The 25255-nt window shown below is 67.4% G+C and carries 18 protein-coding genes; 8 read left to right on the top strand and 10 right to left on the bottom strand.

Features of this window, described 5'->3' with window-relative positions:
• Window positions 1–18: 18 nt before the first annotated feature.
• From ACOZ4I_RS18730 to ACOZ4I_RS18720, 3 genes are all read right to left on the bottom strand, one after another.
• Window positions 19–2493, bottom strand: a complete 2475-nt coding sequence (locus ACOZ4I_RS18730; protein WP_424004938.1) for a xanthine dehydrogenase family protein molybdopterin-binding subunit — start codon at window positions 2491–2493, stop codon at window positions 19–21.
• On the bottom strand, window positions 2486–3058 hold the full coding sequence (locus ACOZ4I_RS18725) for a (2Fe-2S)-binding protein (RefSeq protein ID WP_424004937.1): 573 nt from the start codon (window positions 3056–3058) through the stop codon (window positions 2486–2488). The genes ACOZ4I_RS18730 and ACOZ4I_RS18725 overlap by 8 nt, the downstream gene beginning before the upstream one ends.
• Before the next feature lie 280 nt (window positions 3059–3338).
• Window positions 3339–4565: a Zn-dependent hydrolase gene (locus ACOZ4I_RS18720; RefSeq protein ID WP_424004936.1), complete on the bottom strand. Its 1227-nt coding sequence runs from the start codon at window positions 4563–4565 to the stop codon at window positions 3339–3341.
• A 131-nt stretch (window positions 4566–4696) separates the two neighbouring features.
• Here ACOZ4I_RS18720 and ACOZ4I_RS18715 point away from each other — a divergent pair, with 131 nt between their 5' ends.
• Window positions 4697–6409, top strand: a complete 1713-nt coding sequence (locus ACOZ4I_RS18715; protein WP_424004935.1) for an N-acyl-D-amino-acid deacylase family protein — start codon at window positions 4697–4699, stop codon at window positions 6407–6409.
• A gap of 110 nt (window positions 6410–6519) precedes the next feature.
• On the opposite strand, the gene ACOZ4I_RS18710 is transcribed toward ACOZ4I_RS18715, so the two are convergent.
• Window positions 6520–7674, bottom strand: a complete 1155-nt coding sequence (locus tag ACOZ4I_RS18710; protein ID WP_424004934.1) for a BMP family ABC transporter substrate-binding protein — start codon at window positions 7672–7674, stop codon at window positions 6520–6522.
• A gap of 181 nt (window positions 7675–7855) precedes the next feature.
• Window positions 7856–9022: a BMP family ABC transporter substrate-binding protein gene (locus tag ACOZ4I_RS18705; protein WP_424004933.1), complete on the bottom strand. Its 1167-nt coding sequence runs from the start codon at window positions 9020–9022 to the stop codon at window positions 7856–7858.
• A gap of 292 nt (window positions 9023–9314) precedes the next feature.
• Between ACOZ4I_RS18705 and ACOZ4I_RS18700 the strand changes: the two genes are divergently transcribed.
• The 4 genes from ACOZ4I_RS18700 (at window position 9315) to ACOZ4I_RS18685 (ending at window position 14236) form a co-directional block, all read left to right on the top strand.
• Window positions 9315–10979, top strand: a complete 1665-nt coding sequence (locus tag ACOZ4I_RS18700; RefSeq protein WP_424004932.1) for an ABC transporter ATP-binding protein — start codon at window positions 9315–9317, stop codon at window positions 10977–10979.
• On the top strand, window positions 10979–12079 hold the full coding sequence (locus tag ACOZ4I_RS18695; RefSeq protein WP_424004931.1) for an ABC transporter permease: 1101 nt from the start codon (window positions 10979–10981) through the stop codon (window positions 12077–12079). Before ACOZ4I_RS18700 ends, ACOZ4I_RS18695 begins: the two co-directional genes overlap by 1 nt.
• The gene (locus ACOZ4I_RS18690) at window positions 12079–13059 is read left to right on the top strand and encodes an ABC transporter permease (protein WP_424004930.1); all 981 of its coding nucleotides are present in this window, start codon (window positions 12079–12081) and stop codon (window positions 13057–13059) included. Before ACOZ4I_RS18695 ends, ACOZ4I_RS18690 begins: the two co-directional genes overlap by 1 nt.
• Before the next feature lie 142 nt (window positions 13060–13201).
• Complete coding sequence (locus tag ACOZ4I_RS18685; RefSeq protein WP_424004929.1) at window positions 13202–14236, top strand: LLM class flavin-dependent oxidoreductase; 1035 nt, start codon at window positions 13202–13204, stop codon at window positions 14234–14236.
• A 46-nt stretch (window positions 14237–14282) separates the two neighbouring features.
• On the opposite strand, the gene thrC is transcribed toward ACOZ4I_RS18685, so the two are convergent.
• Window positions 14283–15542: a threonine synthase gene (thrC, locus tag ACOZ4I_RS18680; protein ID WP_424004928.1), complete on the bottom strand. Its 1260-nt coding sequence runs from the start codon at window positions 15540–15542 to the stop codon at window positions 14283–14285.
• 184 nt (window positions 15543–15726) lie between these two features.
• The gene (locus tag ACOZ4I_RS18675) at window positions 15727–17067 is read right to left on the bottom strand and encodes a dihydroorotase (RefSeq protein WP_424004927.1); all 1341 of its coding nucleotides are present in this window, start codon (window positions 17065–17067) and stop codon (window positions 15727–15729) included.
• 145 nt (window positions 17068–17212) lie between these two features.
• On the opposite strand from ACOZ4I_RS18675, the gene ACOZ4I_RS18670 reads away from it, so the two are divergent.
• The 3 genes from ACOZ4I_RS18670 (at window position 17213) to ACOZ4I_RS18660 (ending at window position 20523) form a co-directional block, all read left to right on the top strand.
• Window positions 17213–18511 carry an amidohydrolase family protein gene (locus ACOZ4I_RS18670; protein WP_424004926.1) on the top strand — a complete coding sequence of 433 codons (1299 nt, stop codon included), beginning with the start codon at window positions 17213–17215 and terminating at the stop codon, window positions 18509–18511.
• 153 nt (window positions 18512–18664) lie between these two features.
• Window positions 18665–19564, top strand: coding sequence for a hypothetical protein (locus ACOZ4I_RS18665; protein ID WP_424004925.1), 900 nt, complete (start codon window positions 18665–18667; stop codon window positions 19562–19564).
• A 104-nt stretch (window positions 19565–19668) separates the two neighbouring features.
• Window positions 19669–20523, top strand: a complete 855-nt coding sequence (locus ACOZ4I_RS18660; RefSeq protein WP_424004924.1) for a hypothetical protein — start codon at window positions 19669–19671, stop codon at window positions 20521–20523.
• Between the two features lie 213 nt (window positions 20524–20736).
• Here ACOZ4I_RS18660 and ACOZ4I_RS18655 read toward each other — a convergent pair whose 3' ends face one another.
• The 3 genes from ACOZ4I_RS18655 to ACOZ4I_RS18645 form a co-directional block, all read right to left on the bottom strand.
• Entirely contained in the window at window positions 20737–20898 is a 162-nt protein-coding gene (locus ACOZ4I_RS18655; protein WP_424004923.1) for a hypothetical protein, read from the bottom strand.
• Between the two features lie 110 nt (window positions 20899–21008).
• The gene (locus tag ACOZ4I_RS18650) at window positions 21009–21314 is read right to left on the bottom strand and encodes a HalOD1 output domain-containing protein (protein ID WP_424004922.1); all 306 of its coding nucleotides are present in this window, start codon (window positions 21312–21314) and stop codon (window positions 21009–21011) included.
• A gap of 93 nt (window positions 21315–21407) precedes the next feature.
• Complete coding sequence (locus ACOZ4I_RS18645; protein ID WP_424004921.1) at window positions 21408–25157, bottom strand: PAS domain S-box protein; 3750 nt, start codon at window positions 25155–25157, stop codon at window positions 21408–21410.
• Between the last annotated feature and the right edge of the window lie 98 nt (window positions 25158–25255).

Raw genomic sequence — 25255 nt, 5'->3', positions numbered from 1 at the left:
TTTGCGATAGAATTCGTCTCAGCCCTCGCGCTCGTCCAGCTTCGCCCGGATTTTCTCCGCGGTGATCGGCATCTCCCGGATTCGGACCCCGACGGCGTCGCGGACCGCGTTGGACAGCGCCGGCGGGACCGTGTTCGTCGGCACCTCGGCGACGGACTTCGCCCCGAAGGGCCCGGTCGGTTCGTGGGTCTCGACCAGGATGGACTCGATGGGTGGCGTCTCGGTGGCCGACGGGAGGTGGTACTCGTCGAAGTCCGAGACTTCGGCACGGCCCTGCTCGTCGAGCGTGATGCCCTCGCTGACGGCCAGCTCGTAGCTCATGTGGTTCGCGCCCTCGACCTGGCCCTCGGCCATGCCGGGGTTGATGGCGACGCCGCAGTCGACGGCGACCGCGAGCTTGTGCACGTCGAACTCGCCGGTCTCCTCGTTCACCGTCACGTCCACGAACTGGGCGGCGAAGGGCGGCGGGCTCTCCTCGGTGCAGTGGGTCCCCTTCCCGAGGATGTGCTCGCGCTCCTCGTCGCCGTAGGCCGCCTCGTAGCCGATGTCTTCGAGCGTGACGGAGTCACCGGTCGCCTCGCTGTACACCGCGCCGTCGCCGGTGTCGAGGTCCGAAACAGGCTCGTCCAGCAGCTTCGACCCCCACTCCAGAATGCGCTCCTTGACGTCCTCTGCGGCCTTCTTGACCGCCATGCCGCTGATGTAGGTCGTCGAGGAGGCGTACGCACCGTAGTCGAAGGGCGTCACGTCCGTGTCCGAGGAACGGACGACGATCTGGTCCTCGTCACAGCCCAGCACCTCCGCGGCGATCTGGAGGAAGGCGGTGTCAGCGCCGGTGCCGATGTCGACGCCGCCGACCTGCAGGTGGAAACTTCCGTCCTCGTTCATCATGAGCTGGGCGGCCCCGAGTTCGTCGCCGGCGACGCCGGTCCCCTGGGCGGATAGCGCCATGCCGACGCCGCGGTGCAGGTGGTCTTCGTCGGGCTGCTCGATGTCGTCCCAGCCGATGGCCTCCTTGCCGCGCTCGATGCACTCGTCGAGGCCGCAAGAGCGGATGCGCCGCTTCGCGCCCTCGCCGCCCATCATACCGGCGATCTCGTCTAAGTCGCCGACCTCCATGTAGTGGCGCTGGCGGAACTCGACGGGGTCCAGATCGAGGTCGCGGGCCACCTCGTCGAGGTGACCCTCCAGCGCGAGCGTTCCCTGCGGTGCGCCGTAGCCACGCATCGCGCCGGTCTGTGGCGTGTTCGTGTGGACGATGTCGGCCTCGAAGTGGACGTTCGGGACCTTCGAGTACAGCGGCAGGGGCTTGCTCCCGACGTTACCCGCGACTGTCATTCCGTGGCTCCCGTACGCGCCGGTGTTCGACAGCGCGTAGATGTCGATGGCCTCGATGTCGCCGTCGTCGGTGACGGCGGTCTTCGCTTTGACTTTCATCGGGTGGCGCGAGCGCATCGCGTAGAACTCCTCCTCGCGCGTCGCCTCGTACAGTACCGGGCGGTCGGTGGCGAGCGAGAGCGCGAGCGGGATCGGTTCGACGACCATCGCTTGCTTGCCGCCGAACCCGCCGCCGACGCGCGGTTTCTTCACCCGGATGTCCCGGATGGGGATGTCGAACAGGTGTGCCAGCTGGCGGCGCGTGTGGTTCGGGACCTGCGTGCTGGTCACGAGGACGTGGCGGTCGTCCTCGTTGCGGTAGGCCAGCGACGTGTGCTTCTCGACGTTGGCGTGGGACTGCCGGATGGTCTCCCACTCCGTCTCGTGGACGTGCACGTCGTCGCCGTCGAAGGCGCTCTCGGGGTCGCCGAGTTCGCCCTCGATGCTCGCCATGCGGTTGCGGTCGTAGTCGTGGCCGACGATCTCGTTGTCCACCTCGCCCGCGCCGAACAGCTGCGGCGCGTCCGCGTCGAAGGCCGCCTCGGGGTCGGTGACGTGGTCGTACTCCTCGTAGCGCACGTCGACGGCGTCCGCGGCGGCCCTGGCCGTCTCGGCGTCCTCGGCGGCGACGGCCGCGACCGGGTCGCCGACGTAGCGGACGTGCTCGTTCAGGACGCGCATGTCCCAGGGGCTCGGCTCGGGGTAGGACTGCCCGGCGCTGGTGTACAGCGCGTCGGGGACGGCGTCGGAGTCCGGCGTGAGGACGGCCGCGACGCCGTCCATCGCCTCGGCCGCGCTCGTGTCGATGTCGGTGACACGGCCGTGGGGTATCTCGCTGCGGACGACGGCAGCGTAGGCGAGGTCCGGATACCGCTCCTCGTAGTCGGCGGTGTACTTCGCCTGCCCGGTGACGAGCTTTCGGTCGTCGTACTTCTCCGCGCGCTGGGAGACGCTGTCGCGCTCCCCTGGCGAGAGGTCGTTGTTCGCCGGCTCGTCCCACTCGAAGGGGTACTGCTCCAGTTCGGCGAGGTCTTCCGCGGGGTCCGACTGTGAGGCCGTCCCGCCATCGGTCTCGGCCGCGTCGGCGTCTTCCCGTGGGTCGGCGTCGTCACTCATCGCAGTCACCTCCACAGCAGCCGCCCGCGTCGGCTGCCTTCCCGGCCGCCGTGTCGTCCGCCCGTCCGCCACCGACCGGCCGGCCGCCGTCGGCGGCGACACCCGCCTCGCGCATCCGGTCTGCGGCGTCGAGCACCGCCTCGACGGGCTTCTGGTAACCGGTGCAGCGACAGACGTTGTCGTCCAGCGCCTCGCGGACCTCCTGCTCGGTCGGATCCGGGTTCTCGGAAAGCAGCGCCGTCGCCTGGACGATCATCCCCGGGATGCAGAAGCCACACTGGACGGCGAAGTTGTCAACGAAGGCCTGCTGGACCGGGTGCAAGTCGTCCTGCGTGCCAAGCGACGCGACCGTCCGAACGTCGCTGCCCTCGGCCTCGCTCGCGGCCATGCCACAGGCCATGCGGATCTCGCCGTCGACGAACACCTTCGACGCGCCGCAGGTGCCGCCGTCGCAGCCGCACTTCACGTCGATGTGGCCGTGCTGTCTCAGTACCGTCGCCAGGTCCTGCTCGGTCCCGGCTTCCACTGTCGCCGTCTCGCCGTTTATCGTGAGTTCGATGTCCACGGAGATCCCTCCGGTGCGCCGTCGGCACACCTATCGTAGCCAGTGAAAGGCACTGGACGCCCGATCGCACGACTGCGTGCGAGCAGCGTCCGTCGTTTCGACTGGTACGATATCTGTCGTCTCTATGCTGGGTGACACCGGCCCATATAGTTATGGTCCACAGGCGGGTCGACTCGCGGCGAGTGGTGGGCCGGGCGTCCATGGCGGGCCGGACCTCGTGTCCTCCCCGTGAGACAGCAGACGTGTGTCGTGTGCCACATGTGCGACACGTGCCACACACTCACTCTGCGGCCTTCGTCCGGACCGCTTCGAGGAGGACTTCGGTCCCGGTGACGACGTCCTCCCACTCGGTGAACTCGCTCTCGCGGTGGCTGATGCCGTCGACGCTCGGGACGAAGATCATGCTCGTGGGCGTGATCTTGTTGAGGTAGTTCGCGTCGTGGCCCGCGCCGCTGACCAGCCGCGTGTACTCGCAGCCGACCGTCTCGGCGGCGTCGACGACCGTGTCGATGCAGTCCTGGTCGAACGGGTCCGCGTCGACGCGCATGATCTGCTCGACCTCGTAGTCGAGGCCCTCGCGCTCGGCGGCGTGGGCGATCTCTCGCTCGATCTGCTCGACGGCCGCGTCGACCGCCGCGTCGTCGTACGAGCGGAAGTCGAGGGTGAACTCCACCCGCTCGGGGATGACGTTGATGGCGTTGGGCCACACGTCGACGCTGCCGACCGTGCCGACGAGGTCCGTGCCCTCCGTCGCGGTGATGCGCCTGACGGCCCGCGTCACGTCCGCCGTGGCGACGAAGGCGTCGTGGCGCATGTCCATCGGCGTCGGCCCGGCGTGGTTGGCCTGTCCCTCGAAGGTGACGTTCAGCCAGGCGAAGCCGAAGACGCCCTCGACGGCGGCGACGGGGAGGCCCTGCTGTTCGAGGAACGGGCCCTGCTCGACGTGTAACTCGAAGTAGCAGTGGAGGTCGTCGGCCTCGCAGGGAACGTCCCCCCTGTAGCCGATGCGCTCCAGTTCCTCGCCGAACCGCTTTCCGTCCTTGTCCTCGCGCGCGTAAGCGTAGTCGATATCGAACACGTCGCAGTAGACCCCGCTGCCGAGCATGTCCGGCTGGAAGCGCACGCCCTCCTCGTTGCTCCAGGCGACGACGACCAGCGGGCGTCTCGTCGTCTCGCCGGCGTCGTTGAGCGCCTCGACCACTTCGAGCGCGCCGAGGACGCCCACGACGCCGTCGTACTTCCCGCCGTTGTACTGGCTGTCGATGTGCGAGCCGAACAGGACCGGGTCCGCGTCGTCGGCTTCCCCCTCCCTACGGCCGAAGATGTTGCCCATCTCGTCGATGCGAACGTCGAGACCCGCCTCGCGGAACCACTCGACGAGCGTGTCGCGAGCCTCCCGGTTGGCGTCCGAGAGGCTGGGCCGATTGACGCCCCCGTTCTCCGTCCCGCCGATCTCGCTGAACGCCTCGAACCGACGGCTGAACCGCTCGCTGTCGATGTGTGCCATTGGGTAGCTGTTCCGTGGCGCGGTCTTGAAGATTTCGCCGCCCTCGACGACCGTCCCGTGTCCCATTTGCGGCCGCGACACAGGCGCAAATCACCGAAAGAACCAAACGACTATTCCGCAAGGATGGGGGTATGACGACAGCGAGTAGCACGTCCCTCGCCTTCCGAGACGCGCAAATCCTGGACGGGACCGGCGCGGCCGCGTTCGCCGGGAGCGTCCGCGTCGCGGACGGACGCATCGACGAGATCAGCGACGAACCGCTCGACGCCGAGCGAGTGATCGACCTCGACGGGACGTTCCTCGCACCGGGGTTCATCGACATGCACGCGCACTCGGAACTGCGGCTGTTCGAACACCCCCAAGCGGCGGAGAAACTGACCCAGGGCATCACGACGGAGGTCCTCGGCCAGGACGGAGTGAGCGTCGCGCCGATACCGGCGGACCTCACGGCCGAGTGGGAGGAGCGAGTCAAGTCCCTCGACGGCGAGATGGAGGGGCGCTGGCCCTGGCACACCGTCGCGGGCTACCTCGACGAACTCGAAGCCGCCGAGCCGGCCGTCAACTGCGCGTACTACGCGCCCCACGGCAACATCCGGTCTCAGCTCGCCGGGTTCGAAGACCGCCCGCTCGGCGACGAGCACGTCGTCGCCGCCGGGCCGGTGGACGCCCCGCACCTCGAACAGGAGACGGGCGACGACGAGACGGCTCCGGGAGAACTGGAGGCGCTCCGCCGAGAACTCGGTGTCGCCCTCGACGAGGGCGCGTTCGGCATGTCCAAGGGGATGATCTACCCGCCCAGTTCCTACGCCCGCGACGACGAACTGGAGGCGCTCGCCGACGTGCTCGCAGAGCGCGACTCGTTCATGGTCTCGCACGTCTGGAACGAGACAGACCGCGTGGTCGAGTCCATCCGGCGCTACCTCGACATCTGCCGCCGGGGCGGCTGTCACGCCCACGTCTCGCACCTCAAGGTCGGCGGCAAGCAGAACTGGGGGCGGTCCGAGGCCGTGGTCGACCTGTTCGACGAGGCCGTCGAGCGCGGCCAGCGGGTCACGTTCGACCAGTACCCCTACACGGCGGGGTCGACGATGCTCACCGCGCTCCTGCCGCCGTGGGCCAGACAGGGCGAGTCCGAGGACATCCGTCATCGTCTGCACTCGGCGGCGGTTCGGGAGCGCATCGCCGCGGACATCGACGGGGACGGCGACTGGGAGAACCTCGCTCGCGCTGCGGGCACGTGGGAGAACATCCTCATCACGCGGACCGGCAGCGGCCGGTATCAGGGCGAGACGATCGCGACCGTCGCCGAGGAGATGGGCCGGGAACCGGTCGACGCGATGTGCGAACTGCTCGTCGAGGAGGACCTCGACGTGACGATGGCCGACTTCATCATGTCCGAGGAGGACATCCAGCGCTTCCTCGCCGACGACCGCGGGACCTTCTGCACCGACGGCATCTTCGGTGGCAAGCCCCACCCCCGCGCCATCGGGACGTTCGGCCGCATCCTCGAACGCTACGTCCGCGAGCGCGACGTGCTCTCGCCGGAACTGCTGGCCTACAAGGCCGCCGGCCACCCGGCCGACATCCTCGGCCTCGAAGACCGCGGCTACGTCCGCGAGGGCTACGTCGCCGACCTCGTCGCCTTCGACCTCGGGTCGGTCTCGGCGAACGCCACCTACGAGGACCCGTTCCAGTTCACCGACGGCATCGAGTACGTCCTCGTCGGCGGCGACGTGGCCGTCGCGGATGGCGACCCGACGGGGGCGCGAAACGGGAGCGTCCTGCGCTCGCACGAGGAGTGGGGCGGGCCGACCCGGCCCGCGCTGGACCGCGCCGCCGAGTGAGCGGGTCGCCGCGCGTGATCGTGGCATCGCTTGCGCTGTGACGGCCGCTCACGCCGCTCTCTGCTGGCCGTCGACCCGCTCGAAAAAACACCGCGACCCGCGTGGCTCGCTTACTCCGGCACTTCGCCGTCGACGCCCTCGACGAAACTGCTCATCTGCTGGAACAGGAACTCGTCGCTCTCGCCCTCGAACTTCGAGCCGGACCACACGTTCAGCTCGTCGTCGAGGATCTGCTGTTCGGTCTCGGCGACCGTGTCCTTGACGTCCTGGGGCACGTTCGGTCCCCACTCGTCGAGCGCGGGGAGGTTCGTCTCCATGCCGCCCCAGAAGGCGTCGGACTCCCAGGAGCCGTCGTGGACCGCCGAGACGGCCGGGTCGTAGAACTCCTCCCAGTTCCACACCGGAGAGATGAGGTAGTTCTCGCCGCCGAACTCGCCCATCGGGGCGTTGTAGCCCGACGCCCAGACGCCCGCGTCGGCCGCGGCCTTGACCGCGGCGGGGGAGTCTTGCTCCTGTGCGATGACGTCACAGCCCTCGTCGATGAGGGAGTTCGCCGCCTGCCGGGAGGTCGGCGGGTCGAACCAGGCGTTGACCCAGCGGATCTTGAACGTCGCCTCGGGGTTGACCGAGCGCGCACCGAGGACCATCGCGTTGATCGACCGGACGACCTCCGGGATGGGGAACGCCGCCACGTATCCGATGGTGTTGTTCTCGGTTACCATGCCGGCGGCCTGGCCCGCGAGGTAGCGCGGCTCGTAGATGCGGCCCATGTACCGCCCCATGTTCTCGCGGGTTCGGTAGCCAGTCGCGTGCTCGAAGTAGGTGTCAGGATACTGCTCGGCGACGTTGAACATCGGGTCCTGATACCCGAACGTCGTCCCGAAGATGACGTCCGTCTCACCCTGGGCGTACTGCTCGAAGACGCGTTCGGAGTCTCCCGGTGCGACCGCCTCCGTGTACTCCGTCTCCAGCCAGTCGTACTTCTCGTCGACGGCCTTGCGGCCCTCGTTGTGCGCCCAGGACCACCCGAGGTCGCCGATTTCGGAGATGTACACCCACGCGGCCTTGACCGAGTCCATGCCGGACCCGCCGTCGCCGCTCGTCGCGGTCCCACCGGAGCCGTCTGAAGCGGTCCCGTCGGAGCCGCCGGAATCGGTGCTCCCGCTGTCGCCGTCGCCGCCGCTACAGCCGGCGAACGCGGCGACCCCCGTCGCCCCCAGGCCGGCCAGCATCTCGCGTCTCGAAACCGTGCGTTTGGAATCCATAGTGGACTGGATGACTATTGCGTAACCGCTCACTTAAGAATGTCTTATTGATGCCGCCACATCTGGAACAAATAGCAGACAAATGCGCCAGATATTCGACAAAATTCGCCTGTTTGTAATAGTAGTCGGAGAGCTGTCGAAGATTACTGAACGAACAGACGAATTCGACTGGATGGCCGTCTCAGTTCGGCACTTCGCCCTCGACGTTCTCGACGTAGCTTCCCATCTCCTGGAAGAGGAACTCGTCGCTCTCGCCCGAGAACTGCGAGTCGGCCCACACGTCCAGGTCGCCGTCGACGATGCCCGACCGGGACTCGGCGACGGAATCGATGACGTTCTGTGGGACCTCCGGCCCCCAGTCGTCTAGGCTACAGATGCCGGCGTCGAGGCCCTCCCAGTAGGCGTCGGCCTCCCAGCTACCGTCCCTGACGGACTGGATCGTCGGCCCGTAGAACTCCTCCCAGTGCCAGATCGGCGAGGTGAGGTAGTTCTCGCCGGCGATGTCGCCCATCGGCGCGTCGTAGCCGGTCGCCCAGACACCGGCGTTGGCTGCCGCGCGCAGAGCGGCCGGCGAGTCCTGGTGCTGGGCCATCACGTCGACGTTCTCGTCTAAGAGCGCCTTCGCCGCCTCGCTCTCGGTCGGCGGGTCGAACCAGGAGTTCGTCCACCGGACCTTCGTCGTCACCTCGCTGTTGACCGAGGCCGCGCCGAGCGTGAAGGCGTTGATGCCCCGGACGACCTCCGGGATGGGGAACGCCGCCACGTAGCCAAGCAGATCCGTCTCGGTCACCATGCCGGCGGCCTGGCCGGCCAGATACCGGGCCTGGTAGATGCGGCCCATGTACCGCCCCATGTTCTCGCGGGTGCGATAGCCGGTGTTGTGCTCGAAGTAGGTGTCGGTGTACTGCTCGGCCACGTTGAGCATCGGGTCCTGATAGCCGAACGTACACCCGAAGATGATGTCGGCGTCGCCCTGGGCGTACTGCTCGAAGACGCGTTCGGAGTCTCCCGGTGCGACCGCCTCCGTGTACTCCGTCTCCAGCCAGTCGAACTGCTCTGCGACGGCCTTGCGACCCTCGTTGTGCGCCCAGGACCAGCCGAGGTCGCCGACCTCGGAGTTGTACACCCACGCGGCTTTGACCGAGTCCATACCGCCTCCGCCGTCGCCACCCGTCGTGGTTCCGCCGCCGCTCTCGGTGTCGGTGCTCCCGCCGTCACCGCCGTCGGCGTCTGTGGCACCGCCGTCTCCGCCGTCGCCACCGCTACACCCGGCGAGCGCCGCGATTCCCGTCGCCCCGAGTCCGCGCAGTACCGCTCGTCTCGTCCGTGCATGTGTCTTGTCAACCATTAGCTAACCGACGAGATATTCCGGGAAGGGAGACTTAAAAGATGGTGTTCGCGCAGGTATCGCCCCGCCGTCTGTCGACCGGGCGGGAAGAACCGACGCCTGAGTGAAATGTGGGGCGAATCTGTCGGATTTGTCCAGCCGGATCGTCCGGCGAAGGGTCGGTTCGCCGGCGTCGGCGTCGGAGAGCGGGTTCGAAGCGGCAACGTGACAAACACGCCACAGCGGTCCAGAACCTGGTCAGTGGAAACAGTTATACCCGTACATTATGGATACCCGGTCAAGAACACAGCGCATGTCGGAACACACCACTCTCAGGATGGAGGGGATCCTGAAAGAGTTCCCCGGGGTCGTGGCGAACGACCACGTCGACCTCTCGGTCGAGCGTGGCGAGATCCACGGCCTGCTCGGGGAGAACGGGGCGGGGAAGAGCACGCTCATGAAGATTCTCTACGGACTCTACTCCCAGGACGCCGGGGACATCTACTTTCAGGGGGAGCGCCTGGACCTCGACTCCCCGCAGGACGCCATCGACGCTGGCATCGGGATGGTTCACCAGCACTTCATGTTGATTCCACGCCTGACGGTCGCCGAGAACGTCGTCCTCGGCGAGCGCGAACCGGCGACGGTGTTCCGTGACGACGCCGGCGAGGACAGTTGGCTCCCGGCGTCGATTCGGAACAACGGCATCGTCCAGTCGCTGGCCGGCACCTTCTCGCTCGGACTCGACGTGCCCGAACAGCGGATCCAGGAACTGGCCGACCGCTACGGGTTCGACATCGACGTGAGCGCGAAGATCTGGGAACTGGACGTGGGCCAGCAACAGCGCGTCGAGATCCTCAAGGCGCTGTATCGCGACGTGGACCTGCTCATCCTCGACGAGCCGACGGCCGTGCTCACGCCGACCGAGGCCGAGCGGCTCTTCGAGTCGCTCGAACGGCTGACCGACGAGGGCCTGTCGATCATCTTCATCACACACAAGCTCAAGGAGGTCGACGCGGTCGTCGACCGGGTGACGGTCCTGCGAGAGGGGAAGAACGTCGGAACGGCCGAGGTGTCCTCGGTCAGTCGCGCCGACCTCGCGGAGATGATGGTCGGCCGCGAGGTGCTGTTCGAGATCGACAGGGAGACCGTCGACCTGGGGGAACCGGTGTTGCGCGCTCGCGGCGTCAGCGCCGAGGACGACCGCGGCATCGAGGCCCTCTCCGGCGTCGACCTGACCGTCCGCCAGGGCGAGGTCGTCGGCATCGCGGGCGTCAGCGGCAACGGCCAGAAGGAACTCGCAGAGGTGATGGCCGGCATCCGCGATCCGACAGCGGGCGAACTGGTCGGCGGCGGCACGGACATCACGGGCGCGAAACCGAAGCGGTTCGTCGAAAACGGCGTCTCGTTCGTCCCCGAAGACCGCCTGCGCTACGGCTGTGCCAAAGACCTCTCGGTGATGCACAACGCCACGATGAAAGACTTCGGCGACGCGACCTTCGGCGACCGGGGCTTTCTCGACTACGGGAAGCTCGAAGACTACGCCGAGACGCTGGTCGAGGAGTTCGACGTGCGCGGCGTCAGGGACGTGACAGAGACGGCCGCCGGCGACCTCTCCGGCGGGAATCTCCAGAAGCTGATCCTGGCCCGTGAGATCCACCGCAACCCCGACCTGCTGGTGGCGAACCAGCCCACCAGGGGCGTCGACGTGGGTGCCATCGAGTTCATCAGGGAGACGCTGCTCGAACAGCGCAAGGAGGGGACCGGCATCATCCTCCTCTCGGAGGACTTAGACGAGATATTCGACTTGAGCGACCGCATTCTCGTCGTCTACGAGGGCGAGTTCGTCTACGAGACCACGCCGGCCGAGGCCGACCGCGAGCGAATCGGCCTCGAGATGACCGGGGGCAGCGGCGGCGAGTCGGCGTCGGACCCGACGGCGACCCACGCCGAGGTCACCCAGGAGAGTGAGAGCTGATGAACGTCGCCATCGACGTGAACGCCCGTGAGGACGTCCCCGCCTGGCTGGCCTACGGCACGCCCGTCTTCACCGTCCTTGCCGCGCTCGCGGTGAGCGCCGTCGCCCTCCAGTTGCTCGACGTGAACCCGCTGGCGGCCTACGCGACGATGTTCGTCGAGACGCTCACGACCGAGTTCGGTCTCACCGAGACGCTCGTCAAAGCCGTCCCGCTGATCCTCACGGGACTGGCGGTCTACCTCCCGCTGAAGGCCGGGCTGTTCAACATCGGCGCGGAGGGCCAGCTCATCGCGGGCGCGCTCGCCGGGACGTGGGTCGGGCTCAACGTCTCCCTGCCGGGCCTCGCGCTCGTCCCGCTGATGTTCGCCGCCGCGGCGGTCGCCGGGGCCGTCTGGGCCGGGATTCCGGCGTGGCTCAGGGCGAAGTGGGACGTCAACGAGATTATCACGTCACTCCTGCTGACGTTCGTCGCGCTCGAAATCCAGAGCTACCTGCTCCGCGGGCCGATGCAGGGCGGGACCGGGAACTTCCCGCAGTCGGCGCGATTCTCCGACGCGGCGACGATCCCGGAGCTGTATTCGGGCGTCCACGCGGGCCTGCTGGTCGCTGTCGCGATGGTCGTCGTGACCTACGTCATGATGACCAGGACGCGCCTGGGCTTCGAGATCACGTTCGTCGGGTCGAACCACGAGGCCGCACAGCAGGCCGGCATGAGCCGGTACAAGGTGTACCTGCTGGTGTTCGTGGTCGGCGGCGCGTTCGCCGCCATGGGCGGCATCAGCGAGATCGCCGGCGCGCAGGGGCGCTACCGCGCCGCGTTCGAGCCGGGGTACGGCTTCACCGCCATCCCGATCGCCCTGCTCGGTCGCAACAGTGCGCTGAAGGTGTTGCTCGCCGGCCTGTTCTTCGCCGTGCTGTTCGTCGGCGGGTCGAGCATGGAGGTGGCCTTCGGCGTGCCCGCGGCGCTCGTCGAGATCATCCAGGCGCTCGTCATCCTCTTTCTGATCACCGCGGAGTTCTTCAAGAACTACCGGGTCAGCCTCGACTTCGACCGCGGGCCAAGCGGGGCAGCGGTCGAGCCACAGGGAGGTGACGACTGATGGTCAGCTTCCTCGCCGGCCTGCTCGACGCGACCGTCCAGGCGGCGACGGTCCTCCTGCTCGCCGGCCTGGGCGAACTCATCAGCGAGCGGGCTGGCGTGCTCAACCTCGGCGTCGAGGGGATGATGCTCGTCGGCGCGCTCGGCGGGTTCATCGTCACCGTCGTCACCGGGAGCTACTGGCTGGGCTTCGCCGCCGGCATCGTCCTCGGGATGGTGCTCGCGCTGATACACGCCTTCCTCTGTATCACGCTGAAGTCGAACCAGGTCATCAGCGGCGTCATGCTGACGCTGCTTGGCACCGGCATCACGACCTTCTTCGGGTCGGCATGGGTCGAGGAGTCAATCAGCGGCTTCCCGCAGATCGCGATCCCGGTGCTCGTCGACATCCCGGTCATCGGCGAGGCGTTCTTCCGCAGCACCGCCACTGACTACCTCGCCCTGCTCCTCGTCGTCGTCGTCTGGTACTTCCTGTACCACTCGAACCTCGGGCTTGAGCTGATCTCGGTCGGCGAGGACCCCGAGATGGCGGACACGATGGGCGTCTCCGTGTTCCGACTGCGCTACCTCGCAGTGCTCATCGGCGGCGGTTTCGCGGGCGCTGCGGGGGCGCACCTCTCGCTCGCGTTCTCACAGCTCTGGGTCCCCGGCATGACCGCGGGCCGGGGCTGGATCGCCGTCGCGCTCGTCATCTTCGCGCAGTGGCGGCCCCGCCGGATGCTCGTCGGCGCGTACCTCTTTGGCCTGCTCGACGCGCTCCAGTTGCGCTCGCAGTCGCTCTCGCTGACGCTCGGGCCCGACGCGCCGCTGGCCTCGCTGATCAACCCCATCGTCGAGTTCCTCATGACGCCACAGATCATGGGGACGTACCCGTACCTGGCGACCATCGTCGTCCTGGCCTACGCAGTCATCCGGACCAAGAGCGACCGGCTCGCGGTCCCGTCCGCGCTGTTGCAGTCCTACAGCCGCGAGACGGACTGACGGCGCGGCTTCAGCCCCGCGGCGACCACTCACCCCGGACGACACCCGCCCCGAACCGCCGCCACACACGCCACACAGACCGTGTGTCACGTCCACGTCACCCAAATCTATTTATCCGCATTCTCTCAACCTCGCATGTCTCATGAGCGACAGACAGGTCTTCGATAGAGGCGACCGTGTCGGGATCTACTTACAGGACAAGCACTCCCTCGAAGCGAACGTCGAACTGGTCCAGTACGCCGAGGAGCAGGGGATCGACGAGATCTGGCAGGCCGAGTCTCGACTCGCTCGGGACGCCGTCTCACCGCTGGGCGCGTACGCCGCCGTCACCGACGACATCAAACTCGGAACGGGCGTCATCAACAACTGGACGCGCAACACGGCGCTGATCGCCCAGTCGATGAGCACGCTGGAGGAACTGGCCGGCCCGGACCGCATCATGTGCGGCGTCGGTGCGTGGTGGGACCCGCTGGCGGAGAAGGTCGGCATCGACCGCAGCGGCGCACTCCGGGCGATGCGCGAGTGCGTCGAGGTGACCCAGGACCTACTCGACATGGAGAACGTCACCTACGACGGCGAGTTCGTCCAGATGCGCGACGTGGAACTCGACGTGGTCCACGGCGACGCCGGTCCCCGAACCGTGCCCGTCTACGTCGGCGGCACCGGCTTCAAGATGCTCGAACTCACCGGCCACTTCGCCGACGGCGCACTCCTGAACTACCTCGTCAGCCCCGAGTACAACCAGAAGGCCCTCGACGCGCTGGAGACCGGCGCGGAGCGCGCCGACCGCACGCTGGAAGACATCGACCGCCCGCAGCTGGTCGTCTGCTCGATGGACCACGACGAGGAGAAGGCCCTGGACAACGCCCGCGAACTCATCACCCAGTACCTCGGCCAGCAACCGCACATCATGAAGGCCAGCGGCGTCAGCCAGGACCTCATCGACGAGGTGGGCGAGACCATCGGCGGCTGGCCGGCCGACCACGAGGACATCGAGAAGGGGATGCACCTCATCCCGGACGAGGTGGTCCACAAGCTCACGGCGAGCGGGACGCCCGAGCAGTGCCGCGAGAAGGTCCGCGAGTACGCACAGAACGGCTGTCAGTGCCCCATCCTCTACCCACTCGGCGACGACCGCGAACTGATGATCGACGAGTTCGCCGACGGCTACCTGTAGTCTGAGGCGAGGCGCACGAGCTGTTTTTATCGGACTGCTGTCCGTCTCAGTCGTCCGCCGCGGCTTCCTCGGCCGTGCCGTAGAGGTGCTCGACCTCCTCGATGTCGGGGTCGATGCGGTCGACGCCGCCCGTGGCTTTCTCGGCGCTCTCCGTGTCCTTCAGCCCGAACCCGGTCGAGGCGACGACGACCGTCTCGTCCTCGGCGACGATGCCGCGGTCGAGGGCCGTCCGGACGCCGGCGACGGGCGTCGCGCCCGCGGGTTCGGAGTAGATACCTTCGGTGCTTCCGAGCAGCTTCTCGGCCGCAAGAATCTCGTCGTCGGAGACCAGCACGCTCGTCCCGCCGCTCTGTTCGAGCGCGCGGCAGGCCTTGACGGTGTTGCGCGGCCGGCCGACGGCGATGGAGTCGGCCACGGTGTCGGCGATGTCGTCCACGTTGTCGTGCTCGTGGAAGGCGTCGTGGATGGCCGACGCGCCCTCGGCCTGGACGCCCAGCATCTTCGGGTGGTCGTCGACGTAGCCCATGTCGTAGAACTCCCTGAAGCCCTTCCAAGCCCCGGCGATGGTACAGCCGTCGCCCATCGAGAAGACGACCCAGTCGGGGACGTGCCCGCGGTCGATCGACTGGTCGGCGAGTTCGTGGCCGACGGTCCGCTTGCCCTCGACCTGGAAGGGGTTGATCGCGGCGTTGCGGTTGTACCAGCCGTACTTCTCGGTCACCTCGACGCTGAGGTCGTAGGCCTCGTCGTAACTCCCGTTGACGGCGAGCACGTCCGCGCCGTAGACGAGCGGCTGAGCGAGCTTTCCGGTCGGGGCGTCGCCGGGGACGAAGATGCGACAGTCCATCCCGCCGCGGGCGGCGTAGCCCGACAGCGAGGCGGCCGCGTTGCCCGTGGAGGCGCAGGTGATGATGTCGCGGCCGGCGTGCTTTGCCTTCGTGACCGCGATTGAGCTGGCGCGGTCCTTGAAACAGCCCGTGGGGTTGCGGCCGTCGTCCTTGACGAGCGTCGTGACCCCGAGCGCGTCGCTGAGATTCGGCGCGTCGAAGAGGTCCGTCCCGCCCTCGTTGAGCGTCACCACGTCGGCGTCCTCGGCGACCGGGAGGAACGCCTCGTACTTCCACTGGCTCGCTATCGGCCCGCCGAGGTCGCCGTCGAAGGCGTCGTCGATGGCGTCGTAGTCGTATTTCACTTCGAGGATGCCCTTGACGCCGTCGTGTTCCGGACAGGTGTAGATGACCTGGGCGGGGTCGTACTCCGCCCCGCACAGCGTACACTCTAGCGTCGTGACTTGCTGCATTCCCATGGTGACTCCCACGACAACCGGGTAAAAAACAGTGCCGCCTCGCCCGTCGGTGGCTCCGTCGAGTGGGCACCGTCGGCCCGCGTGTCGGACGCTACACCCGCCGAGCCGCCCGATGTGTGACTTGCGACACACGCGACACACGCCCCACACGGCCGCGTGTGACTCGGGGCCGCCCGTGTCGCGTTCACAGCGGCCGGTCCAGGAACGTCCCCCGCCCGGGCTCCGACCGGACCTCGTGGTCCTCGGCGACGACCTCGCCGCCCGCGATCACCGTGTCGACGCGGGCGCTCCAGCGCTCGCCTTCGTAGGGCGTCCACCCGCCGCAGAACTCGAGATCGTCGGCAGTCACTTCGTACTCGCCCACACGGAGGAGCATCACGTCGGCGTCGGTCCCGACCCGGAGCGACCCCTTCCGCGGGTAGACGCCGGCCGACCGGGCCGGCCCGGCACAGACCAGTTCGTGCAGGCGCGGCCAGGAGAGCCGGCCCTCGCCGACGCCCTCGCTTGCGAGGAACTCCACCATCGTCTCGACGCCGGGAAGGCCGGCGTAGGGCTCCCAGATGTCGTCCCACCCCCGCTCGCGGTTCTCGCGGTAGGTGGGGAAGTGGTCGGTGCCGACGACGTCGATGGTCCCGTCACGCACCGCGTCCCAGAGTCGGTCGACCTCCTCGGCCGATTTCAGGCTCGGATTGACCTTCAGGAACGGGCCCTTCTCGGCCACGTCCGCCTTCGAGAACGCGAGGTACTGCGGGCACGTCTCCAGCGTGACGGGGACGGTCGCACGAGAGGCGAATCGCGCGCCCTCTCGCGCCCCACTCCCGCTGGAGATGTGGACGACGTGGAGCGGGCAGTCGGCGTACTCGGCGAAGTAGCCCGCCCGGGAGATACCGTCGAGTTCGGCCTCCAGCGGCCGAGAGTCCATGTACACCTCGGGGTCGTCGCCGTCGATGGTCGAGCGCGCGTCGTCGAGCAGGCCCTGCGTCTCGCAGTGGACGCGGACCGTCCCGCCCGCCTCGCCCACCCGGCGCATCAGCCGAGCGATGGCCTCGTCGCTCGCGAGATATGGGTCGGCGGTGAAGGTCTTGAAATCCGGCGTCCCCGCTTCCATGAGCCCGTCGACGTCGAGGTCAGGGTCCTGGACGTTGCCCGCGACGAGGCCGAAGTCGACGTGTGCCAGGTCCGCGCACTCCTCGGCCTTCTCTCGGAGCGCCGCTGGCGTCGTGACCGGCGTCTGCGTCGGCAGTTCGACGACGGTCGTCACGCCGCCGGCGACGGCGCTGGCCGTCTGTGAGGCGAAGTCGATGCCGTCGGGGAACAGGTCGTCGTCGTGCATGTGCGTGTGCACGTCGAGCGCGCCCGGGAGCGCCACCATCCCGTCGGCGTCAACGACGGTGTCGGCCGATCCGGCGGCGGCCGCGGCGTCCGGACCGACGGCGTCGATGCTCCCGTCCGAAATCGCGATCGCCCCGCGCTCGACGCCCGTCGGCGTCACCACCCGCGCCCGCTCGACGAGGAGGTCAGTCATGCCCGAACCGGGGGCGCGCAGCGAGAAAACAGTTGGTGTGTGCGCAGTCACACATCGGAGACACATCGGTGTTGGCGCGCCACGCCGGGCGGAGCGACCGCGTGCCGCGGATAGCTTTTAGTCCCGTGGCGGTATCCTCGGACCTGTGATACTGAACGCAGGCACGCTCGTCACCATGAACGACGAGCGCGAGGTCCGCTCGGAGGTCCACGTCGTCGTCGAGGACGGCGAGATCGTCGCCATCGAGGACGGCTACGCGTCGGGCGAGGACGCGGTCGACGCCCGCGACGAGGTCGTCATCCCCGGCCTGGTGAACTGCCACACCCACATGTACGCGCTCCCGATCCGCGGCGCGCCCCTCGACGCCGCGCCCGAGAGCTTCTACGAGGCGCTGGTCGACATCTGGTGGAACGTGGACGAGGCGTTCACGGAGCGTGACGCCCGACTCTCGGCGCTCGGCTCGTCGGCCGAGATGCTCGAGAGCGGCGTCACGACGTTCTGTGACAACTACTCCGGGCCGAACACGCTGCCCGGCGGTCTCGACGCCGTCGCCGAGGGCGTCGCCCAGACGCCGATTCGCGGGATGATAACGTTCGAGACGACGGCCCGCAACTCCGAGGACGAGGCGATGGCCGGCATCGAGGAGAACCGCCAGTTCGTCCGCGAGGGCGAGGGCGACTACGACAGGATCTCGGGTCACTACTGCCTGCACACGCTGTTCACCAACACGGAAGCCGTCGTCGAGGCGTGCGTCGACCGGGCGACCGACGACGACCGCCCGATCCAGATTCACCTCGAAGAGGGCCTAGTCGACGTCCACGAGTCCATCGCCGAGTACGGGAAACGACCGGTCCCCGCGCTGGCGGAGATGGGCTTTTTCGACGCCGAGGTCATCGCCGCCCACTGCGTCCACTCGACGGAGACCGAGATCGAGATTCTCGCAGACCACGACGTGAACGTCGCGCACAACCCCTACTCGAATATCAACAACGCCGTCGGCATCGCCGACGTGGAGACGATGGAAGCCAACGGTCTGACCATCGGCATCGGCGACGACGGCTGGGACCCCGACATGTTCGAGACGATGCGCTCTGCCGTCGGCATCCACAAACTGAAGCAGAACAACCCGAGCGGCTTCGACATGGCCAACGCCCTGGAGTGGGCGACGATCGGTAGCGCCGAAGTCCTCGGCATGGACGACGCGGTCGGCAGCGTCGAGGTCGGCAAGCGCGGCGACTTCGTCACGCTGGACCTCGGTCCGAACCCGGTCCTCGACGGGAGCGCGCCGTACTACGTCGTCAGCGCGGCGAGTCGCGCCGACGTGACGCGGACCATCGTCGACGGCGACGTGGTGTACGACCCGCAGACTGGCGTCACCGGCGTCGACGACTCCGACCTCGACGCCGTCGGGGCGGCGAGCGCGGACCTGTGGGACCGACTCTGAACCGGGCGCACAATATTCACGGGCTTAGGGTGTATATCCAACTGGCCCGTCCCGATCGGTTGTAAACAGTACGTACACGCCGCCACGAGCGGATATTGTGGCAATTTTCTCTCATTCCGCAACGCAATAGTATCATGATCTATCATAAACGACATGGTCGTTAGTGACGCCTTTGAAACGCTAACAGCGGTACTCCAGCGCGTCGAGTCGTCCGCCACTGAGGTCGAAGCCGTCTCGGTCCGCGAACAGACGACCCCAGGAGACGACGAGATCACGGCGGACTTGACCGTTGCCACGCCGGTGTTGGGGGACGCATGCCTGGACGAGGAGGTCTCGATCGAGGCCGAAGGTGTCGACGTGCGAGACCGGCGCCTCGAACTCGATGTGACCGTAACGGTTCCCGCCGACGCGACGCTCGAATCTCCGCCGGACGATGGCAGCGAGTCGGCCGACAGGCTGGCACAGTCTGTCGGAGAGTCGAGCACGGTCCCCGCGTACAAGGACCCCGAAGCGCTCCGGGCCGCGTACGAGGCCTGCGACACGTTCCCGGAGATGACAGAGGCACTCGGCGCCGACGTGACCTCCGAGACCGTCCGCCGGTACATGGTCGAGTACGACATCCACGACCCGTCCGAGAACGCGGCCCCGACGGCTGGTCTCGACCTTTCGGAACCGGAGTCGAACGGCTCCGAACCACAGGCGGACGCGACAGAGGCATCGAAGACTGAGTCGAACGGCGACGGGAGCGGCGATCTCGGCGAGCGCTCTGTCGCTGCCCTGCTCGCGGAGGACGGCGAAGACAGCGACGACAACCTGGTCGCCGACGGCCTCGGCGTCCCGCAGGATCTGACCGTCGCCGAGCTCGCGACGACCGTCAATCAGTCCGACTCGATTCACGAGGTCACCCGTCGACTCGATCTGAGTCAGGGACACGCCCGCCGACTCCTCGCGGAACTCGACCTCCTCGACCTCGTGACTCACCGGCTGGCAGCCGGTCAGATACGCGTCTCGCACGCAGAGATCCAGCGGCGGATAACGACAGAGACCCACTGATTCGGCGACTCGCGTGTCGCACGCACCGCATCGCGCCAGCCCCGCCTGTCGGCGAGCGGATGACAGGGGAACAACTATTATCACGTGATAGAAAGACATGGCAAATGGCAACTATTCGCGTGCGTGACTGGACGAAAGAACAGATCGAGCGGATCCGGGACGCCGAGTCGCACTCCTCGCACGACTCGGTCATCAAGTCCCTCCTGAAAGACCGCAAGCTCGCCCAGTACGTCGACGAGCCTGCCGAACCGGGAGCCGACCAGACTGCGGACGCCGCGGACGAAACCACCGCGCCGGACACACCCTTCGAGGACCTGACCGTCCTGGCTGAGTTGCGGGACCCGGACAACGGAGTCGTGTTCCTGTGGTGTCCCAACTGCGGCAACGAGCTCGCGCACCTGACCGTCGACACGCCGCTAGGGCTTTCGGTCTTCGAAACCGAGTGCCAGCGCTGTCTCACTCACCTCGACAGTCACGCCGTCGTGGCCATCGAAATCGGCTACCCCATCGAACAGAAACTCGTCGACGACCACCTCCAGCCAGACCTCAAACAGTGCGTCCTCGACTACTGGGATCGCACGCTCCGCGAGGCCGACGTGACCACCGAGAACGCGGCGGACGTCGACCACCTCGTCTGGCAGTTCGACCAGTACCGCCGCGAGTTCTCCTGGGACTGGCCCGCCGACCGCCCGGTCGTCGGCCTCGACAGCGGCACCACCTACCGGGACACCGAGACAGACGAGCGGATTCGGGTCCTCGAACCCGTCACCGACAACCGAAACGCCCTCGACGCGCTCCAGGTCCGGCGCTACGCCCCCGACACCGACCCCGAGGCTGGCGAACCCGACACGGAAATCCTCGACCCCGCGGACGTCGTCCGATTGGTTCGAGACCGGCGACTGGTGCTCGACGATTCCGGTCCGTCAGCCGATCACGAGCGCCCAGAACCGTCCGCGTGAGTCGACGAGTGGCCCGTTCTGCTCGTACCCGTTCGCAGAGTCCTCGAAGCCCGTGACGACTGGCGCGCATCTCGGCGGATTCCGTACGCGTTCTGTGTGGCAGACGCTCGGCAGGTAGTCGTACGGACTGCGACCATCTAATATAGCTATACTAAATGGCTATACTCTATGACGGTGTTTTTTGGCATGCACGACGGTGCGACTGCGCACCGATCAGGGACGCACGTCGACGACGGAGTCCGACTGGAGCCACGCCTGGTGGTTCTCGGTGTCCTGGATGATCGAGACCGGCCCGAGGTCGCCCGTGTACTCGATCCACCGGAACCGGTCTGGGAGTTCCGTGATCCCGTCGTCTGCGTCGTTCTCGGTGCTCATCGTCGGCCCCCCGATGCGAAGGTCGACAGCGTTCGGGGCGGGTGCCGCGGTGTCATCACAGCACTGCCCCAGCGACGACCGCCTGCCGGTCGGAGCGAAGCCGACATCGGTCAGTCCTCGCCGACGACCGGAGCGCGTTCACAGATGCCTTCGACCGGCCGCACCTCCGCCGTTCCGTCACCAGCGACGCGGACCTCGTACTGCTCGACCCGGAACGTCACTCGGCTGTGCCCCCGCCCGTCGGACGTGCTGTCGACGAGCGTCGTGAGCGCTTCGACGTCCACGTACTCGTTGAGCGGCGGGAGATCGAGCGGGTCGACGCCGCGTGCTGTCGCGAGCTGGTCCGTGATCGAGACGAGCAGTGAATCGGAGCCGCCATCGGTACCGGCCATCTCATCGAATCGGTCGTACGCCATTACGACACCGTACAGGCTTCAGCCCCATACGCGTCCTCACTAAGGACATACCCCGTGTGTGGTCGAGGGGCTATATTCCTAGCCCGGGGCGAGTCACTCGTCGAACACCTGCGAGAACAGCTTCTGTTCGCCCGTCCTGATGTGGCGGCTGACGGTCGGCTGTGAGATGTCCAGAAGCTCGGCCAGTTCCTTGCCGCTCGTCTCGCGGGGCCACTCGAAGAAGCCGCTGAAGTAGGCCGTCTTGAGGACCTCCAGTTGGCGCTCGGTCAGGCGGTCTCGGTAGTGCGCCTCGAACTCGGCCGAGGTCTGGACGGGACGGTCGTACTCCGTCCGGGAGACGAGTTCGGCGCTCTCGTACTGGTCGGTGAACATTCGGATGAACGACTGCACGTCTCCGCTCTGTGGAATCTCCACCGTCACCGTCCCGCCGTCCGAACCGGCCGAGACCGCCGTCGGATGGACGCCGTAGGAGAGGAGTTGGGAGAGGAACCCGCCCTCAGCGACGAGCGCTTCGTACCGGCCGCCGTCGTCGGTCTCCGTCAGCAGACTCACCTGTTCGATGGATGGGATCCGTTCGGCGAAGTCGTAGACCTGCTCGGGCTCCGCGTCGGAGACAGTGAAGAAGACCCGCAGTGTGCCGTCGCCGTGTTCGACGAGCTCCTCGAACTCGAACGTGCTGTCGGTCCGGCTCGCGAACTCCAGGGCCGGAATCGACTCGTCGTCGAGCCGAAAGGAGAGTTCGACCGCGCCGTCGCTGACCAGCGCCTTCTTGCGCTCGATGGCGTTGATAGCGTAGCCGACCATCTCGCCGAGTTCCCCGAGCACCGCGACCTCCATCTCGTCGAACACGCCCGCTTCGTCCGAATAGAGGTTGAGCGTCCCGTAGACGGTGTCGCGGTACGCCAGCGGGACGGCGATGCTCGCCCGGTAGCCGCGCCGGAGCGCCTGGGTCCGCCACGGTTCGAACGGCGGATCAGTCTGGAGCGAGTTCTGGACGATTGGCTCCCGGGACCGGAAGGCGGTCCCCGTCGGCCCGTTGCCGGTCCGCTCGTCGCCGGTCGTGACGGTGACGGCGTCCAGATATCCCTCCTCTCTGCCGGCGCTCGCGCGCGGGACGACCTCGTCGCTCCCGGCCCGCTGCTCGCCGATCCAGGCGAAGACGTACGGCTCCGAGTCGATCAGTTCCGAGCAGACGGCGGTCTCGATCTCCTCGCGCGTCGACGCCTGCGTCAGTTCCTGGGTGAGACTGCGGATGACTCGATTGAGGCGGCTGAGCCGTTCGAGCGACTCGTTGTGGTCGGCCAGCCGTTCGTTTTTCTCCCGGAGCGACTGCTCGCGGTCCACCCGGTCGAGTGCGGCGGTCGCGTTCGCCACCAAGATCCGGGCGACCATCACGTCCGTCTCGGTGAACGCGTCGGCTTCGGTCGAGCCGGCGATGAAGACGCCGTGGCTCCCGACGTCGAGGATCACCGCGCTCTCGAGGGGCGTCTCGTCGGGGCCGAGGGACGTCTCGGCCGAGAGGTCGCTGATGACGCGCCCCTCGCTCTCCGCGAATACTTGCCACGGGACGCTCCACTCGGAGGCAAAGAGCGGGTCGGTCCCGACGAGGGTTTCGAGAGGGGCGGTCGCCGCGCCGCGAGTCAACTGTCCGGCCGCCTCGTCGTAGTACTCCAGCGTCACCAGTGGTAATCCGAGTGTCTCTCGTGCCCCGCCGACGACGATGTCCGCGACTTCGCTCTCGGTTTCCGCGCCCGTCAGCGCCTGTCCGATCTCGTTGAGCGTCGCCAGTCGTTCCTCGCGCCGCTTGCGCTCGGTGATGTCCCGAACGACGCCGACCCGCCCGTGTCCACCCTCCACCAGTTCGAACAGCGAGATGCGGGCCTCGATGGGGACGGTCCCCCCGTCGGCGGTCTCCAGGGTCGTCTCGATCGTCGCCTGCTCGGTTCCCGTGGTCCGAATTTCGTCCTGGAGGTCCCGTGCCGTGTCGGTGACGTCGGGGTCGATGACGTCGCTCGCGGGCCGTCCGAGCAGGTCGTCGCGGTCGTAGCCGAGGAGGTCGGTGTAGGCGTCGTTGACCAGCACGAACCGCTCCTCCTCGTCGAGCACGTACACGCCGTCGCTCACGGTCTCTACGACGGCCTCGTACCGCTGGAGCTCTCGTTCGCGCCGCTTTCGTGCGGTGGTGTCCTGAAGCGAAAAGACACCCGAGGAGACCTCGCCGTTCTCGCCCCGCATCGGCGTCCCGTGGACAGTGAGCCAGCGCGTCTCGCCGTCGACCTCGACGCTGGCCTGGCCGGACAGCGTCTCGCCGTCTTCGACGACACGCCGGTACGGCCGGCGCTCGTCGCTGATCGGGTCCCCGTCGAAGGTGAGCGGATCGATCGAGAGATCCCCCTCCGTGAGCGGGCCGTCGTACTCGTCGATGTTCAGGATCTCGGTCGCCCGGTCGTTGATGTACCGGAACGTCCCGTCCTCGTCGATGATGGCGATGCCGACCGGACTGGTCTCGAGGATTCGATCCTTGAGGACCCGCTCCTCGCGGAGGGCGGTCTCGGCCCGCAGCCGCTGCATCAGGCGACCGAGGTCCGCCGCGATGGCCTGTGTCGCCTCCAGCATCGGTTCGTTCGGCTCGCGTGACTCGTCCAGGAGGAACACCATGACGGCGACGACCGTCCCGTCGGTGACGATGGGGACGGCGAGCGCCGCACGCAGTCCCGCCGAGGCTGCTTCGGACTCGCGTTCGAAGTCCACCGCCTCGTCGGTCACGTCGGTGATCCACTCCGCTGATCCCGAGTCCCAGACCCGACTCACTAGCCCGCCGTCCCGCGTGAAGGCGACCGGTGAGGTGGCGTCCTGGAACGACGCCGCATCGGCCGACGAGGTGTACGCCTCCGAGACGCGCTCGAAGTGCTCGTTGTCCGTCCGTACCCACGCCTCGCCGTACTGCCAGTCCATCGCCGAGCCGACGGCGTCGAGAGCCATTTCGAGTCCCTCCTCGAACGAGTCCGCCTGGAGGATGCGCTGGGTCGTCTCGCGGTACAGCGACCGCTCGGCTTCCAGTCGCTTGCGCTCGGAGACGTCCCGGATGATCCCGGTGAAGTACCGCTCCGTTCCGATGGTGAACTCAGCGAACGAGATGCTCAGCGGGATCTTGTGGCCGTCCGCGTGTTGTCCCGCTAACTCGATCGTGTCCCAGTCGAGCGTCCGCTCGCCCGTTCGGAGGTACCGCTGGATTCCGTGGTGGTGGCTGGCGGCGAGGTCGTCCGGCATCAGCATCGTCAGCGGTTCGCCGACGAGTTCGTCGGGGTCGTACCCGAATACGTCGGCGACCGCGGGGTTCGCGTATCGGACGACGCTCGACTCGTCGATCGAGACGATAGCGTCCGGCGTCGCAGACGCGAGCGCCTCCATGTGTCGGGTGGTGTGGGGCGTCTCGGCGTCTCGCGACCCGCTTCCGAACCGTTCTCGCAGGTGGTGTTCGACGACACGGTACTTCTCCGGCCCGGTGTCCTGAACGAACCTGTCGACGCCGGCGTCGTACGCGCGTTCGACGAGGTCGGGGTCGGTAGCCGCCGAGACGAGGATCGTCAGCGCGTCAGGGTTCGCCTCGCGGCAGTGCGACAGCACCGAGATCCCGTCGCCGTCGGCGAGGTCGTACTGCGAGACGACGACGCTGGGGTTGGCCGCTGTCGCAGTCTGTCTCGCCTCGGCGGCGCTCCCGACAGTGAAGTGCTGGACAGAGACATCGACAGCCGACAGATAGTCGCGGAGCGACTCGGACGCGAGGACCCCCGAACCGACGTCGAGGAGCGTGAGAGTCGCCGCGTCGTGGTCGGTGCGCATGACTGTTCACTGTCTTCTCTCGGGGAAGTACCACAGGCCTAATCGTATAGGCTATTGACACGACGTGGAATGTCGGCATGAATGGACATGGGCCCGGA

It is taken from the genome of Haloarcula salina (assembly GCF_049603855.1).
GTDB lineage: Archaea > Halobacteriota > Halobacteria > Halobacteriales > Haloarculaceae > Haloarcula > Haloarcula salina_A.
The sequence above is the reverse complement of the archived record's forward strand: the minus strand, read 5'-3'. Positions and strand labels throughout refer to the sequence as shown.